This window comes from Micromonospora sp. DT47 (assembly GCF_049844475.1).
In the GTDB taxonomy this organism is placed as follows: domain Bacteria; phylum Actinomycetota; class Actinomycetes; order Mycobacteriales; family Micromonosporaceae; genus Micromonospora.
In genome coordinates this window covers 189,831-202,717 of sequence record NZ_JBNCLC010000005.1, presented here as the reverse complement: position 1 = coordinate 202,717, position 12,887 = coordinate 189,831, and the positions used below count along the sequence as shown (strand labels likewise).

At 74.4% G+C, this 12,887-nt stretch carries 16 protein-coding genes; 12 read left to right on the top strand and 4 right to left on the bottom strand.

What is annotated here, in order from left to right; genetic code table 11:
• Window positions 1-71 precede the first annotated feature (71 nt).
• From ACLQ2U_RS10245 to ACLQ2U_RS10220, 6 genes are all read left to right on the top strand, one after another.
• Window positions 72-1,013 carry an LCP family protein gene (locus ACLQ2U_RS10245; protein WP_425750331.1) on the top strand — a complete coding sequence of 314 codons (942 nt, stop codon included), beginning with the start codon at window positions 72-74 and terminating at the stop codon, window positions 1,011-1,013.
• A 58-nt stretch (window positions 1,014-1,071) separates the two neighbouring features.
• Window positions 1,072-1,407 carry a rhodanese-like domain-containing protein gene (locus ACLQ2U_RS10240; RefSeq protein WP_425750330.1) on the top strand — a complete coding sequence of 112 codons (336 nt, stop codon included), beginning with the start codon at window positions 1,072-1,074 and terminating at the stop codon, window positions 1,405-1,407.
• Between the two features lie 10 nt (window positions 1,408-1,417).
• Complete coding sequence (locus ACLQ2U_RS10235; protein ID WP_425750329.1) at window positions 1,418-2,209, top strand: glycerophosphodiester phosphodiesterase; 792 nt, start codon at window positions 1,418-1,420, stop codon at window positions 2,207-2,209.
• Between the two features lie 52 nt (window positions 2,210-2,261).
• A complete protein-coding gene (locus ACLQ2U_RS10230; protein ID WP_425750328.1) occupies window positions 2,262-3,719 on the top strand; it encodes a PAS domain-containing sensor histidine kinase in 1,458 nt (485 codons plus the stop codon).
• Between the two features lie 71 nt (window positions 3,720-3,790).
• A complete protein-coding gene (locus ACLQ2U_RS10225) occupies window positions 3,791-4,207 on the top strand; it encodes an ATP-binding protein (protein ID WP_425750512.1) in 417 nt (138 codons plus the stop codon).
• 61 nt (window positions 4,208-4,268) lie between these two features.
• Window positions 4,269-5,153, top strand: a complete 885-nt coding sequence (locus ACLQ2U_RS10220) for a DUF5926 family protein (protein ID WP_425750327.1) — start codon at window positions 4,269-4,271, stop codon at window positions 5,151-5,153.
• 63 nt (window positions 5,154-5,216) lie between these two features.
• Here ACLQ2U_RS10220 and ACLQ2U_RS10215 read toward each other — a convergent pair whose 3' ends face one another.
• Window positions 5,217-6,458 carry an arginine deiminase gene (locus ACLQ2U_RS10215; RefSeq protein ID WP_425750326.1) on the bottom strand — a complete coding sequence of 414 codons (1,242 nt, stop codon included), beginning with the start codon at window positions 6,456-6,458 and terminating at the stop codon, window positions 5,217-5,219.
• A gap of 163 nt (window positions 6,459-6,621) precedes the next feature.
• On the opposite strand from ACLQ2U_RS10215, the gene ACLQ2U_RS10210 reads away from it, so the two are divergent.
• The 5 genes from ACLQ2U_RS10210 to pheA all read left to right on the top strand — a co-directional run bounded on the left by ACLQ2U_RS10210 (window position 6,622) and on the right by pheA (window position 10,085).
• Window positions 6,622-7,359, top strand: a complete 738-nt coding sequence (locus ACLQ2U_RS10210; protein WP_425750325.1) for a hypothetical protein — start codon at window positions 6,622-6,624, stop codon at window positions 7,357-7,359.
• Window positions 7,360-7,540: 181 nt separating this feature from the next.
• Window positions 7,541-7,999: a hypothetical protein gene (locus ACLQ2U_RS10205; protein WP_425750324.1), complete on the top strand. Its 459-nt coding sequence runs from the start codon at window positions 7,541-7,543 to the stop codon at window positions 7,997-7,999.
• Window positions 8,000-8,074: 75 nt separating this feature from the next.
• Complete coding sequence (locus ACLQ2U_RS10200; protein WP_425750323.1) at window positions 8,075-8,464, top strand: ACT domain-containing protein; 390 nt, start codon at window positions 8,075-8,077, stop codon at window positions 8,462-8,464.
• An 81-nt stretch (window positions 8,465-8,545) separates the two neighbouring features.
• Entirely contained in the window at window positions 8,546-9,118 is a 573-nt protein-coding gene (locus ACLQ2U_RS10195; RefSeq protein WP_425750511.1) for a hypothetical protein, read from the top strand.
• A gap of 10 nt (window positions 9,119-9,128) precedes the next feature.
• Window positions 9,129-10,085: a prephenate dehydratase gene (pheA, locus tag ACLQ2U_RS10190; RefSeq protein ID WP_425750322.1), complete on the top strand. Its 957-nt coding sequence runs from the start codon at window positions 9,129-9,131 to the stop codon at window positions 10,083-10,085.
• A gap of 43 nt (window positions 10,086-10,128) precedes the next feature.
• Here the strand turns inward: pheA and ACLQ2U_RS10185 are convergent, their stop codons facing one another.
• The 3 genes from ACLQ2U_RS10185 to ACLQ2U_RS10175 form a co-directional block, all read right to left on the bottom strand.
• On the bottom strand, window positions 10,129-10,851 hold the full coding sequence (locus ACLQ2U_RS10185) for an AIM24 family protein (RefSeq protein WP_425750321.1): 723 nt from the start codon (window positions 10,849-10,851) through the stop codon (window positions 10,129-10,131).
• Between the two features lie 93 nt (window positions 10,852-10,944).
• On the bottom strand, window positions 10,945-11,289 hold the full coding sequence (locus ACLQ2U_RS10180) for a metallopeptidase family protein (protein WP_425750510.1): 345 nt from the start codon (window positions 11,287-11,289) through the stop codon (window positions 10,945-10,947).
• 167 nt (window positions 11,290-11,456) lie between these two features.
• The gene (locus tag ACLQ2U_RS10175) at window positions 11,457-11,888 is read right to left on the bottom strand and encodes an OsmC family protein (RefSeq protein ID WP_425750320.1); all 432 of its coding nucleotides are present in this window, start codon (window positions 11,886-11,888) and stop codon (window positions 11,457-11,459) included.
• A 126-nt stretch (window positions 11,889-12,014) separates the two neighbouring features.
• Between ACLQ2U_RS10175 and ACLQ2U_RS10170 the strand changes: the two genes are divergently transcribed.
• On the top strand, window positions 12,015-12,734 hold the full coding sequence (locus ACLQ2U_RS10170; RefSeq protein ID WP_425750319.1) for a hypothetical protein: 720 nt from the start codon (window positions 12,015-12,017) through the stop codon (window positions 12,732-12,734).
• Window positions 12,735-12,887: the final 153 nt, after the last annotated feature.

The window sequence follows — 12,887 nt, the reverse complement described above, 5'->3', positions numbered from 1 at the left end:
GGCGGGGTCACCCGCCGGACCGGCGGGGGCGCGGCTGGCCCCGCACCCTGCTCGGCGTCGGCCTGACCCTGGTGCTGCTCGCCACCGCCGCGGTGGTCGGCCTGAAGGCGCTGACCGCCCGGTACGACCGCACGGTCAGCCGGGAGCAACTGCTCGCCCCCGACGCACGGCAGTCCCGGACCGACCTCTCCCGGGGGCTGAACTACCTGCTCGTCGGCTCTGACCGGCGCGCCGGCACGGACGGGCCGGACCAGCGGTCGGACACCATCCTGATGGTGCACGTCCCGGCCGGCATGCGGCGGGCGTACCTGATCTCCGTCCCGCGCGATCTGCTGGTCGCCATCCCGCCCGGCGCCAATGGCTACGGCGGCGGCCAGGACAAGATCAACGCGGCGTACGAGCACGGCGGCGGTGGCGAGGGCGGCGCCCGGCTGCTCTCCGCCACCCTGACCCGGCTCACCGGCGTCCGCTTCGACGGGGCGGCGCTGATCGACTTCGCCGGCTTCCGCCGGGTCATCGACCTGCTCGGCGGAGTCCGGATGTGCGTCGACACGCAGGTCCGCTCGATCCACACCAGGACCCTCTTCACCCCCGGCTGCCAGCAGATGGACGGCGCGCGGGCGCTGGACTACGCCCGGCAGCGCTACGACCTGCCGGGCGGCGACTACGACCGGCAACGGCACCAGCAGCAGCTGCTGCGGGCGATGCTGGACCGGGCCGGCGAGACCAACCTGCGCGGCGACCCGGTCAAGCTGGACCGGGTGCTGCGGGCGGTCGGCGGCTCGCTGACCGTGGACACCAACGGCGTACCCCTGGAGGACCTGATCTTCGCCCTCCGGTCGCTGCCGGCCGACGGGCTGAGCGGGGTGCAGGTGCCGTCGTACCCGCAGACCATCGACCAGATCTCCTACGTGGTGCTGGACAGCGGCGGCGGCGGTCTCTTCGACGCCGTCCGGGGCGGGCGGGTCGGCGACTGGGTCGCGGCCAATCCGCGCTGGGTCAACCGGTTGTGACGATCAAACCGGCCCGCCCAGTGCCGGAATCGGCACCGAGGATCTAGGCTTGGTACCCGTGTTCGGACCCCAGGTACCCACCGTCCCCGTGACCGAGATCGACGACGACACCTACCTGCTCGACGTCCGTGAGGACGACGAGTGGGTCGCGGGCCACGCGCCCGGCGCCCACCACCTGCCGATGATGGAGCTGCCGGCCCGGCTCGCCGAGGTGCCCACCGACCGGGACGTGGCGGTCATCTGCCGCTCCGGCGGGCGCTCCGCCCAGGTCGTCGGCTACCTGCTCAACAACGGGTGGGAGCAGGTACGCAACGTCGACGGCGGAATGCGGCAGTGGGCCGCCGTCGGACGCCCGGTGGTGGGCGGGGACGGGCAGCCCGGCCGCGTCATCTGAGCGTCGACCCATGGGCGAACCACTGGTCTTCGCGCACCGCGGCGCGTCGGCCGACCTCCCGGAACACACCCTCGCGGCGTACCTGCGGGCCCTCGACGAGGGCGCCGACGGGCTGGAGTGCGACGTCCGGCTGACCCGCGACGGGCACCTGGTCTGCGTGCACGACCGCCGGCTGGACCGGACCAGCAACGGTCAGGGCCTGGTCAGCGCCCGTACCCTGGCCGACCTGGAGACGCTCGACTTCGGGTCCTGGCACCCGGGCTGCCTACCGGCCGACGCGGACGAGCCGCTCGACGACTCGCACACCCGGCTGCTCACCCTGGAGCGGCTGCTGGCGGCGGTGCTGGCCGCCGACCGGCCGGTCCGGCTGCTGGTGGAGACCAAGCACCCGTCCCGCTACGGCGGGGACGTCGAGCGGAAGCTGGTTGCGCTGCTACGCCGCCACGGCCTCACCGAGCCGGGCCCCGACGACCCGGTACGGGTCACCGTGATGTCCTTCTCCGCGCTGGCCGTACGCCGGGTCCGGGAGCTGGCCCCGGCGGTGCCGACCGTGCTGCTGCTGGAGGCGCTGCCCCGCTGGGTGCGGCTCGGTCGGCTGCCCTTCGGCACCCGGATCGCCGGGCCCGGGGTCGCCCTGGTCCGGGCCCGCCCGCAGCTGGTGCCCGCGCTGCGCGCCGCCGGCAACCAGGTGTACGTCTGGACGGTCAACGAACCGGCGGACCTGGAGCTGGTCCTCGCCGCTGGGGTGGACGGCGTGATCACCGACCGGCCGGCCCGGACACTGGCCCGGCTGGGCCGGTGAGCCCCACCGGGCGGAGGTGCCCGAACTCCGGTCGAGGGGGCACACTCGGGACATGCCGGAGCGTACCGATCTCGCCGCCCTGATCACCGGCCACAACGCCGTGATCGAGATGATCAATTCCGGTGAAGCGGCGCTGCCCGTCCTCACCCAGCTGCTCCAGGTGGCCCGGTCCGCCCTCGGCGCGGCCAGCCTGGCCTTCGTCGAGTTCGCCCCGACCGGCGGGCGGGTCATCGCCGCCAGCGGCGCCGCCGAGTGGACCATCGGGCGCCCGCTGCCGGCCGCCGACCCGGCCACCGTCTGCCTGCTCGCCGGCCCGCGGGTCCGCCAGGTCCGGGTGGACCGGCTCCCCGGGCCGCTCGCCGGCGAACTGGCCGACCGGGGGCTGCGGCGCATGATCGTGGCCCGGGCCGAGATCGGCGGGCTCACCGTCGGCAGCCTGCACGCCCTCTACGCCGACGGCGACGACTCGGAGGACGCCGTCCAGCACGCCACCCTCGGCTACCTCGCCTCCTGCATCGCGCACATGTACGGCGACCAGAGCGGGCTGCCGGTGCACGGCGACGGCCCGGTGGTGGCGGCGCTCGCCGACGGCCTGGCCGTGGTCGACCGGGACGGCCACGTCCGGCTCTGGAACCCGGCCGCCGCCCAGGTGACCGGCCGCTCCTGCGCCGAGGCGCTGAACCACCCGCTGCCCTTCCCGCTCCCCCCGTCCGGCCAGGTGCTCGACCACCGGCTGCCGGACGGCCGCTGGCTCACCATCACCTCGGGCGAGCTGCCCGGCCCCGGCACGCTGCGCGTGGTCACCTTCCGGGACATCACCGACCAGCAGCGCCGCGACCAGGACCGGGACCTCTTCGTCGCGGTGACCAGCCACGAGCTGCGCACCCCGGTCACCGTGATCAAGGGGTACGCGGACACCCTCACCGACCACTGGGAGTCGCTGACCGAGCACGACCGGCGGCTGGCCGCCCGGGTGATCGGGCAGCGCGCCAACGAACTGGCCCGGCTGGTCGACCGGCTGCTCTCCTCGGCCACCGACGCCCGCCCCGCCGGTGACCCGACCGTCCCGTTCGACCTCGGCGAGGCGCTGCGCGCCGCGGTGCCGGATCTCCCGGCCGACCTGCGTCACCGGCTCGTCCTCGACGTGCCGGCCGACCTGCCGAAGGCGCTCGGCGACCGGCACAGCATGGCCACCGTGCTGACCGAACTGGGCACCAACGCCGGGAAGTACTCGCCACCGGAAGCGCTGATCGAGGTCACCGCCGGGGCGGACGGGCAGACCGTCTCCTTCCGGGTCAGCGACCGGGGGATCGGCATCCGTCCCGAGCACGTCGAGCGGGCCTTCGACCGGTTCTGGCAGGGTGAGTCGGGGGACCGGCGCGGCTACCCCGGCGCCGGGCTCGGGCTCTACCTCGTCCGCCGGATCGTTGAACAGCAGAATGGATGGGTATTCCTCCGACCGAGGAGCGGTGGCGGTACGGTCGCAGAGGTGCGGCTGCCGCGGGGATGACCCGCCGGGCCGGCGGGGGCAGGGGAAGAAGGAGCGGGGTGTCGACGGGAGCGGTCGAACGATCGTGGTGCGTGGTGGTGCCCCACCACGCGACCGGAGCGCGGCTGGCCCGGCACCGGCTGGCCGACGAGCTGGCCGAGGTCGTACCCCCGGTCCTGCTGGCGGACCTGGTGGCGGTCCTGGCCGAACTGGTCGGCAACGCGGTGCGGCACGCCGACCCGCTGCCCGGCGGGGTGGTCCGGGTGGCCTGGCGGCTGCGGCCCACGCCCACCGGCCCGTGCGTGTCGATCCGGGTGACCGACGGCGGTGCTGCGGCCGCGCCGCGGATCCGGGCGGCGAGCCCGGACGCGGTGGACGGCCGGGGCCTGCACATCGTCTCCGGCCTGGCCAGCCGCTGGGGGGTCGACCGGGACGGCCTGGGCCAGAGCGTCTGGGCGGAGTTCGACCCGGCCGGCACCAGCCGGTCGGACCTGGTCGTGGCCGGCTGACCGGGGTACGGGGGCGGGTCCTGCCCACGCGGCCGCGGCGCTGGCTCTAGGCTGTCTCGTCGTGAGCAAGCGTCGAAAGAACCAGCGCGTCGTCGAAGCCGCCCCCCGCCGGGAGAAGGTCCGGGACGTCTTCGTCCCCCGCCCCTTCGAGGGGCTGGCGGACGAGCCGGAGTGGGTCGCCCTGCGCGAGCTCGTGCCGGCCGCCTCCGCGCCGCTGCGGCTCACCCCCGACCTGGTCCAGGAGTACGGCGACCGCCCGGTCACCCTGGCCACCGTGCTGCCGATGGCCGCCCCGGCGATGACCAAGCCGGACGGGCGGGTCTTCATCGGCCTTCAGCGGCACCAGCAGTCCGGTGACGTCTCCCGCGACCTGGCCGAGGCGCTGCTCTGCGCGCTGCGCACCGAGCCGGGCGGCCAGGTCACCGTGCCGCCGCTGCCGGGCCCCGGCCCGCGCCTGCAGGACATCCTGGTGGACGGTCCGCTGGAGATCACCATGCACGACGGCTTCGAGTTCTGGCTCGATCCGGGCGCGGCAGACGACCCGACCGTCCAGGCGTCCCTGGAGCGGGCGAACGCGGCGATCTACCCGACGGTCCGGCTGGCCGCCGCGAAGGCCGCCTACTGGTGCCAGGTGCCGGAGAAGGCGCACGTGCGCTGGGTGCTGCCGGAGGACGAGGACACCGCGCTGGACGCGCTGTCCCGGCTCTCCGCCGCGGGCACCCTCACCCTCGGCGAGGGCACGAAGTTCGCCGGCATCCTCCGCGCGCACGGCCGGCTGGCGCCGGTCTGGGACCTGCCCGAGAACGTCCCGGCGGCCGACTGGGAGGAACCGGTGTCCGGCTTCGCCAAGCGGTACGCCGACGCGCTGGCGGAGCAGGAGCCGCTGGACGCCGCCGGCCGCCGCGCCCGCCAGGGCCTCCTCGGCCGCCAGCTCACCCTCCGCTGACCCCCCGCGCCCGGCCGCCCCACCGCGTCGATCCAGGGCACATCGTCGTCAACGGAGATCGACTCACCGCGACATCTCCTGGATCGACGGGGTGGGGGTGGAGTGGAGTGGCTCGCGGACCAGCGGGCAGGACATGCAGCGGGGGCCGCCCCGGCCGGAGCCCAGCTCGGAGCCGGCGATCGGGATGACCTCGATGCCGGCCCGTTCCAGCTGGGCGTTGGTCTCCACGTTGCGCTCGTAGCCGACGCAGAGCCGGGGCGCGAGGGCGAGGGTGTTGTTGCCGTCGTCCCACTGCTCCCGCTCGGCGGTGACCGGGTCCAGGCCGGTGTCGATCACCCGGAGCTGGTCGATGTCCATCGCGTCGGCCGCCGCGCGCAGGAACGGCGCCGGGCCGTCCACCCGCGGCTCGCCGTCCGGTCCGGCGATCACCGTGTACGCCGAGAGCGTGCTGGCGATGTTCGGGTACATCAGCACCGCGTCGACGTCGACCATGGTGCAGACCGTGTCCAGGTGCATGGTGGCCCGCTCCTGGGCGATCGGGACCACCAGGATGGTGTGCGCCAGCCCGGCCGCGAAGACCTGCCGGGCCAGCCGCTCCGCGCCGGCCGGGGTGGTCCGCTCGCCGACGCCGACGGCGAGCACCCCGGGGGCGAGCAGCAGCACGTCGCCGCCCTCCAGGTGCTCGAGCTTGGGGTGGTAGACGAAGTCGGTGCCGGCGAAGCGCGGGTGGTGGCGGTAGATGGCGTCGGTCAGCGTGGTCTCCCGCCGGCGGGCCGGCATGGCCAGGCTGGTCACCCCGACCCGGTCGCCGATCCACAGTGACGAGTCCCGGGTGAAGAGCAGGTTGGGCAGCGGGTCGATGATGAAGTCGTGCCGGTCCATCAACGTCCACACCAGGCCGCCGGGGCGCTCCGCGGTGATCCGGACCTCCTCGTGGGCCAGCCCGGCGATGAGCACGTCGGCGAGGGCGGCCGGATCGAGGTAGGCGAGGTGGTCGGCGACCCGGCGGCGCAGCGTGTCGCCGAGCCGCCGGGACCGGAGCACCCGCTCGGTGAGCTCGGCCCGGGCGTCGCCGACGGCGAGCGTCTCGGCGAGCAGGGTGGCGAGGTAGAGCACCTCGACGCCGCGCTCGCGCAGCGCCGCCGCGAAGGCGTCGTGCTCCTCCTGCGCCCGGCCGACCCATGGGATAGCGTCGAAGAGCAACGAGTCGTTGTTGCGGGGGGTGAGCCGGGCGAGTTCGGGCCCCGGCCGGTGCAGCAGAACGGTGCCGAGCCGACCGACCTCGCTGTCCACGTAGTGGGTCACCCTCGCAGCGTAGGGCAGATGTGAATGGGGTTCAGCGGAAGAACAGCGGATGAATATGGCATTCATCCGCACTCATTCCGGCGCTCCACCTTGCCGTACCCAGGGACTGGCAACGTAGGGTAGCGAGGACATAACTTCGAGGGACCTTTTGCCGGAGGTCGCGATGACTGTCTTTCCCGCTCGTCGAGCCGTACCCACCCGGGCACTGCCGCCCGTCGCGGTGCCGCATCCCCGGGCCGAAGCGCCGTCGGCGCTCGAGCCGGCCCGACCGACCCCGCTGGAGTGGGCCCGTCGCCGCCGGGCCGAGCGGGGCGCCCGGCGCCTGGAGGCGGCCGGCGCGCGGGCACTCGGTCAGCTCGAGCACCTCGGCCCCGCCTGGCACGTCATCGAGTGGCCCCGCACGGACGTCGCCGACGTGCTGTTCGACCACGGCCAGGACGAACGGGCCGGCTTCCTCGCCATCGGCCCGAGCGGGCTCTTCGCGGTGAGCATCGCCGACCACGGCCGGGCCCGGGTGCTGGTGGCCGGCGACGTGGTCCAGATCAACGGCAAGCGGCCGCCGTACGTGGCGGAGGCCCGGCGGGACGCCAAGCGGGCGAGCAAGGCGCTCTCCGAGGCGGTCGGCCTGCCGATCCCGGTGACGCCGGTGCTGACCTTCGTCGGCTCCGGCGTCATCAGCGTCTACGGGCTGCCCAAGGACTGCCTCATGGCGACCCACCGGGAGCTCGACCGGCTCCTCGTCGCTGGCGGCAACCGGATCAGCCCGGCCACTGCCGAGAAGCTGTCCCGGGTCGCGCAGCAGCCGCAGACCTGGCTCAACGGCACCTACCGTCCGGCCGCCGACTACCGGTGGTACGACGAGGGCCGAACGGCCGCTGACAAGCCGGCCGCCCGCCGGTAACGTCACCGACGACGCCACGCGGCCCGGGCGCTTCCCGAGCACCCGCCGGTCCGCGCCGTCGCCGGCCGCCCGGTCAGGGCATCCGAAATCGTCACCGGCGGCCGGTGGCTCCAGCGCGGTCGAGCGGCCGTCTGAACGACCGGCTAGCGTGGACAGACCGTCGGTGTACATAGGAGGCGCGGTGGCCCACGTCGAACTCTCGCTCTCGGAAGTGTTCGCGCCGGCCGCGCGGACTCCGACAGAGCAGGGGTCCGACAACGTCGGTCAGTGGTCGGCGACCGTCTCCCACGCCGACGAGCCCTGCCTGCTGATCGACGCGGAGACCAAGGTCGTCGCGATCTCGTCGTCCGGGTGCGAGCTGCTCTGCCTCGGCGCCCCCGAGGACGTGGTCGGCCTGCCGCTGCTCGACGGCGGCCTGCGGCTGCTCGACTTCACCGCCGCCCGGCACGAGCTGACCGAACAGGAGACCGACAAGATCCCGCCGCTGCTCGCGCTGCACTCCGGCCGGCTGGCCCGGGGGCTGCTGCGGGTGCAGGCCGCGGGCGACGACACCACGTACGCCACCGTGGACGCCATCTCCACCCCGGTGCTCACCGACGGTTCCGTCGCCGGCTCGCTCACCTTCTTCTCCGAGGTCTGATTTGCGGTGAAGTGTGGCACGCGCCGCACGCCGCGACGCTGGGGTGAGCCCTCGCCGACGCCGTAAGGTGCCCTCATGCTCGATGTCGCTCTGCTGCCGGGGGAGTACGCCGTGTGCCGGATGGCCGCCGGTGCCCCGCTGTCGCCCATCCTCTGGGCGGATCCGGGCGACGCCGACGTGGTGACGGTGGCCTGGACCGCCGACGGGATCTCGGTGATCTGCCCGGCCGGCCGCGCCCCGGCCGGGGCGGACGTGGAGACCGACTGGCGCTGCCTTCGCGTCGTCGGGCCGCTCGACATCGCCGTCACCGGGACCCTCGCCTCGCTGGTCGACCCGCTCGCGGCCGCCCGGGTCAGCGTGGTGGCGTTCTCCACGTACGACACCGACCACGTGCTGGTGCCCGCGGTACGCCTCGCCGAGGCCACCGCCGCGCTGGAACGGGCCGGGCACCGGGTGCTGCGCTGACCTTCACCGGGCCGCCGGATCCTCCTACGATGGGCTCGGCCATCCCGGCCACCACGACCCGTCTCGATGCTCCGAGGCTCGATCCCCGAGGACCGGTCCGTGCCGCCTGACGCACCGCACCGCACCCCGTACCGCCGGCTGGTCGTCACCGGCGCGCTGCTCGCCGCCCTGCCGCTCGCGGCGGCGTGCGGCGCACCGCCCGAGCGACGCCCGGCCGCTCCGTCGACCCCGCCCCGGCCGGCCGTCAGCGCTCCGCCCGCCCTGCCCACGGCGACCCCCGCGGCGACCCCGACCCTCGGCGCGCTGCCGCCCGGGGCGCTGTCACCGAGCCCCGCCCCGGGTCTGGTCGCCGCCCCGTGCGCGGGCCGACCCACCGCCGACCGGGTGACCGGCCTGCTGCGCGACGCGGTGCTCCCCCGCGACGTGCCGGTACGGGCCACCGAGGGGCCGCTCTGCGCGGACGGCTGGCAGTACACCGTGCTCGCGGTGACCGGGCACGAGGAACTCCAGGTGGTCACCCGCGGCCGGCCGGACGCGCTGGAGCTGGTGACCGCGGGGACGGACGTCTGCTCGGTCGAGGTACGGGCCGCCGCGCCGGCCGGCATCCGGGCGTTGGCCTGCGACGCCGGCACCCAGCTGCTCCCCGGTGCGTAGGCTGGTCGGCATGCCCGGAACACCGCCGACCCGCTTCGTCTACCTCGGACCCGAGGGCACCTTCGCCGAGCAGGCGCTGCGCACCGTGCCCGCCGCCGAGCACGGCGGTCGTACGCCCGCCCGCAGCGTCGGTGAGGCGCTGGAGAGCGTACGGGCCGGGGACGCCGACGCGGCCCTGGTGCCGCTGGAGAACTCGATCGGCGGCGCGGTCGGGGTGACCCTGGACGAACTGGCCGAGGGGGACCCGCTGGTGATCACCCGCGAGGTGATCCTGCCGGTGGAGTTCGTGCTCGGCGCCCGCCCGGGCACCACCCTGGGCGCGGTGTACAGCGTCGCGGCCCACCCGCAGGCGTCCATCCAGTGCCGGAACTGGCTGCGGGACCACCTGCCCGACGCGGTGGTCGTCGACGTGCTCTCCAACGGCGCGGCGGCGGCCGGCGCGGCGGCCGGCGAGTACGACGCGGCGATCTGCGCCCCGATCGGCGCCACCCGCCACCGGCTGGCGGTGCTGGCCGACAAGATCGCGGACCATCCGGACGCGGTGACCCGCTTCGCGCTGGTGTCCCGCCCCGGCCCGCCGCCGCCCCCGACCGGCGACGACGTCACCTCGCTGGCGGTCTACATCGCCCACGACCGGGTGGGCGCCCTGCTGTCGGTGCTGATGGAACTGGCCGTCCGCGGGGTCAACCTGACCCGGATCGAGTCCCGCCCGACCGGGGAGGCGCTGGGCCGGTACGTCTTCTTCCTCGACTGCACCGGGCACGTGGCGGACGTGCGGATGGGCGAGGCCCTGCAGGGGCTGCGCCGGGTCTGCGCGGACGTGCGCTTCCTGGGGTCGTACCCCCGGCACCGCTGGACCGGCGGGGCGGGTGATCGGCCGGTCTCGGCGCCGGCCGGGCTCTCCGACGCCGACTACGCCGACGCGGCGGCCTGGCTGGCCGGGCTCCGGGCCGGCGAACTGAGCTGAGGCCGGTGGGACACCCGGACCGGGTGTCCCACCGACGGACGGGTCAGCTGAGCAGGCCGCCGAGCAGGCCGCCCTGCTGCTGCTGGGCGCCGCTGCCCATCACCGGCGGCTCCTCGGAGGGCTGGACCACCACGAAGCCCTGGCCGGCGAAGCTCATGGTAAACGCCTCACCGGTGCTGCGGCCGAGCAGCGTGCCGAGGCCGAGCTGCTCGGCCCCGTGGTAGCCGGTCTGCAGGTTGGCCGACCAGCAGACCGCGGCCTGCGGGTCGACGTAGGTGGGGGCGTCGACGTTGAGCACCACCGGGGTGCCCTTGGTGGTGATGGCGATCCGGCCGTGACCGGTGAAGACGCAGTTGAACAGCCCGGACGACGAGGCCATCCCGGCGCCGCCGACCATCTTGATGTCGTACGACAGGGTGGAGTCGAAGGCCAGCACGCTGGAGCCGTTGATGGACAGGGCGTCGCCCTGCTCCAGGTCGACGATGTGCACGTCCTTGCTCAGGTCGGCGAGGAAGACGTCACCCCGGCCGGAGAGCTTCATCAGCGGCACGCCCTCACCGGTCAGCCGCTGCTTGATGAACTTGCCGATGCCGCCCGAGCCGAGCGCCTGGAACTGCACCTGCCCCTGGTAGGCGACCATCGAGCCAACCCGGGCCATCGCCTCGCCGTTGAGTTCGATCTTCAGCATCTTCGAGTTCTGCAGCCGCATGCCGGGCTGGGCGGACTCCTTCTCCAGGTTCTCCGCGGAGAACAGCGCGCTGCGCATGGATTTCCTCCTGATTCGGGGTGTGCTGCCCCGAAGGTAGGCGACCGGCGCAACGGCGGCCATCGGCCGAGCGGGGACGCCGAACGGGCCCGGTCAGCCCCAGCCCAGGGCGTGCAGCCGCTCGTCGTCGATGCCGAAGTGGTGGGCGATCTCGTGCACCACGGTCACCGCCACCTCGTCGACCACGTCGTCCTCCGAGTCGCAGATCCGCAGGATCGGGTGGCGGTAGATGAGGATCCGGTCCGGCAGCACGCCGGAGTAGTCCCAGCCCCGGGCGGTCAGCGCGTGGCCCTCGTAGAGGCCGAGCAGGTCCTCGCCGGGGGGCGGGTGGTCCTCGACCAGGATCACCACGTTGCTCATCAGCCCGAGCAGTTCCTCGGGCACCTCGTCGAGGGCCTCGCCGACCAGTTCCTCGAAGCGCTCCCGGCTCATCTCCACCGCCACGCGCCCATTCTCCCCGACACCCGCACACCCCGCCCCGTCAAGATCCGCGCAGATTCACGGAAAGAGTGGCCATGCGGCGTCCGATGGGCAACTCTTTCCGTGAAAGTGCGGTCCGCGGGGTGCGGTCTGCGGCGTGCGGCCCGTGGGGGCGGGGTAGTGGGTCAGGAGGCGAGGCGGGCGGCGAGAGTGATCTGGGCGCCGGGGGAGAGCAGCCGGGAGATCGGGCAGTTCTCCTTGGCCGCCTCGGCCAGCTTGGTGAACTGGGCCTCGTCCATGCCCGGCACCTGGCCGACGGTCTCCAGGTCGATCCGGGTCACGCTCATGCCCGCGTCGGTCTTGTCGAAGTGCACCTTGGCGGTGGTCTCCACCGAGGTGTCGGTCGCGCCGGCATCGGCGAGCTGCTTGGAGAGCGCCATCGAGAAGCAGCCAGCGTGGGCCGCGCCGATCAGCTCCTCGGGGTTGGTCCCCTCGCCCTCCTCGAAGCGCGACTTGAAGGAGTAGTTGCCGGCCAGTCCACCCTTGCCGGTGCGGACGGTCCCGGAACCCTCGGTGATGTTGCCCTGCCAACGTGCGGAAGCGGTACGGATAGGCATGCTCCGACGCTAACCGATCCGGCACCGCCCGGCGACCGACTGTCGGTGGGCCGGCCGATGATTCCGGGTCCGCGGCCCCGCTCGTGCCATGATGCGGGGCAGGCCCGTGACGGCGGAAGGTGGCCGATGTCCCAGGATCCCCCCATCCCGCGGCAGGACGACCGGTCCGACGGCACGGCCGTCGTGGAGTGGGGTGCGGTCGAGCGCCCGCCGGCCGGGCGGTTCGGGCCCGCCCTGGCCGGTCTCGGCCGGGACCGCCGGCTGCCCCTGGTGCTGACCGCCCTGGGCGCGGTCGCCGCGATGGCCTCCCTGGTGGGCGAGTGGCTGGTGATGACGGTGCCGAACGGCGGCCCCGACGGCGACAGCACCATCCGGGTGCCGGGCGGGGTGGCCGAGCTGGCCGGCTTCGGCGTCGCGTACCTGGTGGGGCTGCTCCTGCTCGCCGGGGCGGTGGCGCTCGCCCTGCGCGGCCGGCCGGCGGTCCGGCACGACGCGCGGGTGGCCGGCCTGGCCGTGGCGGGGGCGCTGCTGGCGCTGCTCACCGCCACCGCCCTCTCGCTGGAAGACTCCGGCCAGCGGGCGCTGTTCTACTCCCCGGAGGACGGCTTCCGGGTGGTGTACGGGCGCGGCCTGGTGACCGCCTTCGTGGCGGTCGTCCTGCTCGCCGCCGCGCTGAAGCTGGCCGGCCGCGCGCCGGCCGACCGGTCGTCGGCAGACCCGGGCGCCGACCCGGACGTCGCGCCGACCGATTCCCGGCGGGCGGAACCGGACGACCGGCCACCCGCTCCCGCCGACCTCACGGTCACCCCGGCGGTGCCGTTCGCCCGCCGCGAACCGGGGGTCTGAGGCCCGTTCCCGGGGCGGCCGGGACGGGTCCGGGCCGGTCGCGGAGCGCCGGAGCACCGTCACCGGGCGTTGGCGCCCGATTCGCCGGGAAGCCATGGTTGCGACCCGTTCCGCGAGGTACGGTTGCTGCCCGCCGTCACTCCGGGTCGACGC

Bases quoted from the DNA above. Each gene is read 5' to 3' on its own strand.
- ACLQ2U_RS10235 (WP_425750329.1), top strand. From the start codon at position 1,418: ATGGGCGAACCACTGGTCTTCGCGCACCGCGGCGCGTCGGCCGACCTC.
- ACLQ2U_RS10230 (WP_425750328.1), top strand. From the start codon at position 2,262: ATGCCGGAGCGTACCGATCTCGCCGCCCTGATCACCGGCCACAACGCC.
- ACLQ2U_RS10210 (WP_425750325.1), top strand. From the start codon at position 6,622: ATGACTGTCTTTCCCGCTCGTCGAGCCGTACCCACCCGGGCACTGCCG.
- ACLQ2U_RS10200 (WP_425750323.1), top strand. From the start codon at position 8,075: ATGCTCGATGTCGCTCTGCTGCCGGGGGAGTACGCCGTGTGCCGGATG.
- pheA (WP_425750322.1), top strand. From the start codon at position 9,129: ATGCCCGGAACACCGCCGACCCGCTTCGTCTACCTCGGACCCGAGGGC.
- ACLQ2U_RS10185 (WP_425750321.1), bottom strand. From the start codon at position 10,851: ATGCGCAGCGCGCTGTTCTCCGCGGAGAACCTGGAGAAGGAGTCCGCC.
- ACLQ2U_RS10175 (WP_425750320.1), bottom strand. From the start codon at position 11,888: ATGCCTATCCGTACCGCTTCCGCACGTTGGCAGGGCAACATCACCGAG.
- ACLQ2U_RS10170 (WP_425750319.1), top strand. From the start codon at position 12,015: ATGTCCCAGGATCCCCCCATCCCGCGGCAGGACGACCGGTCCGACGGC.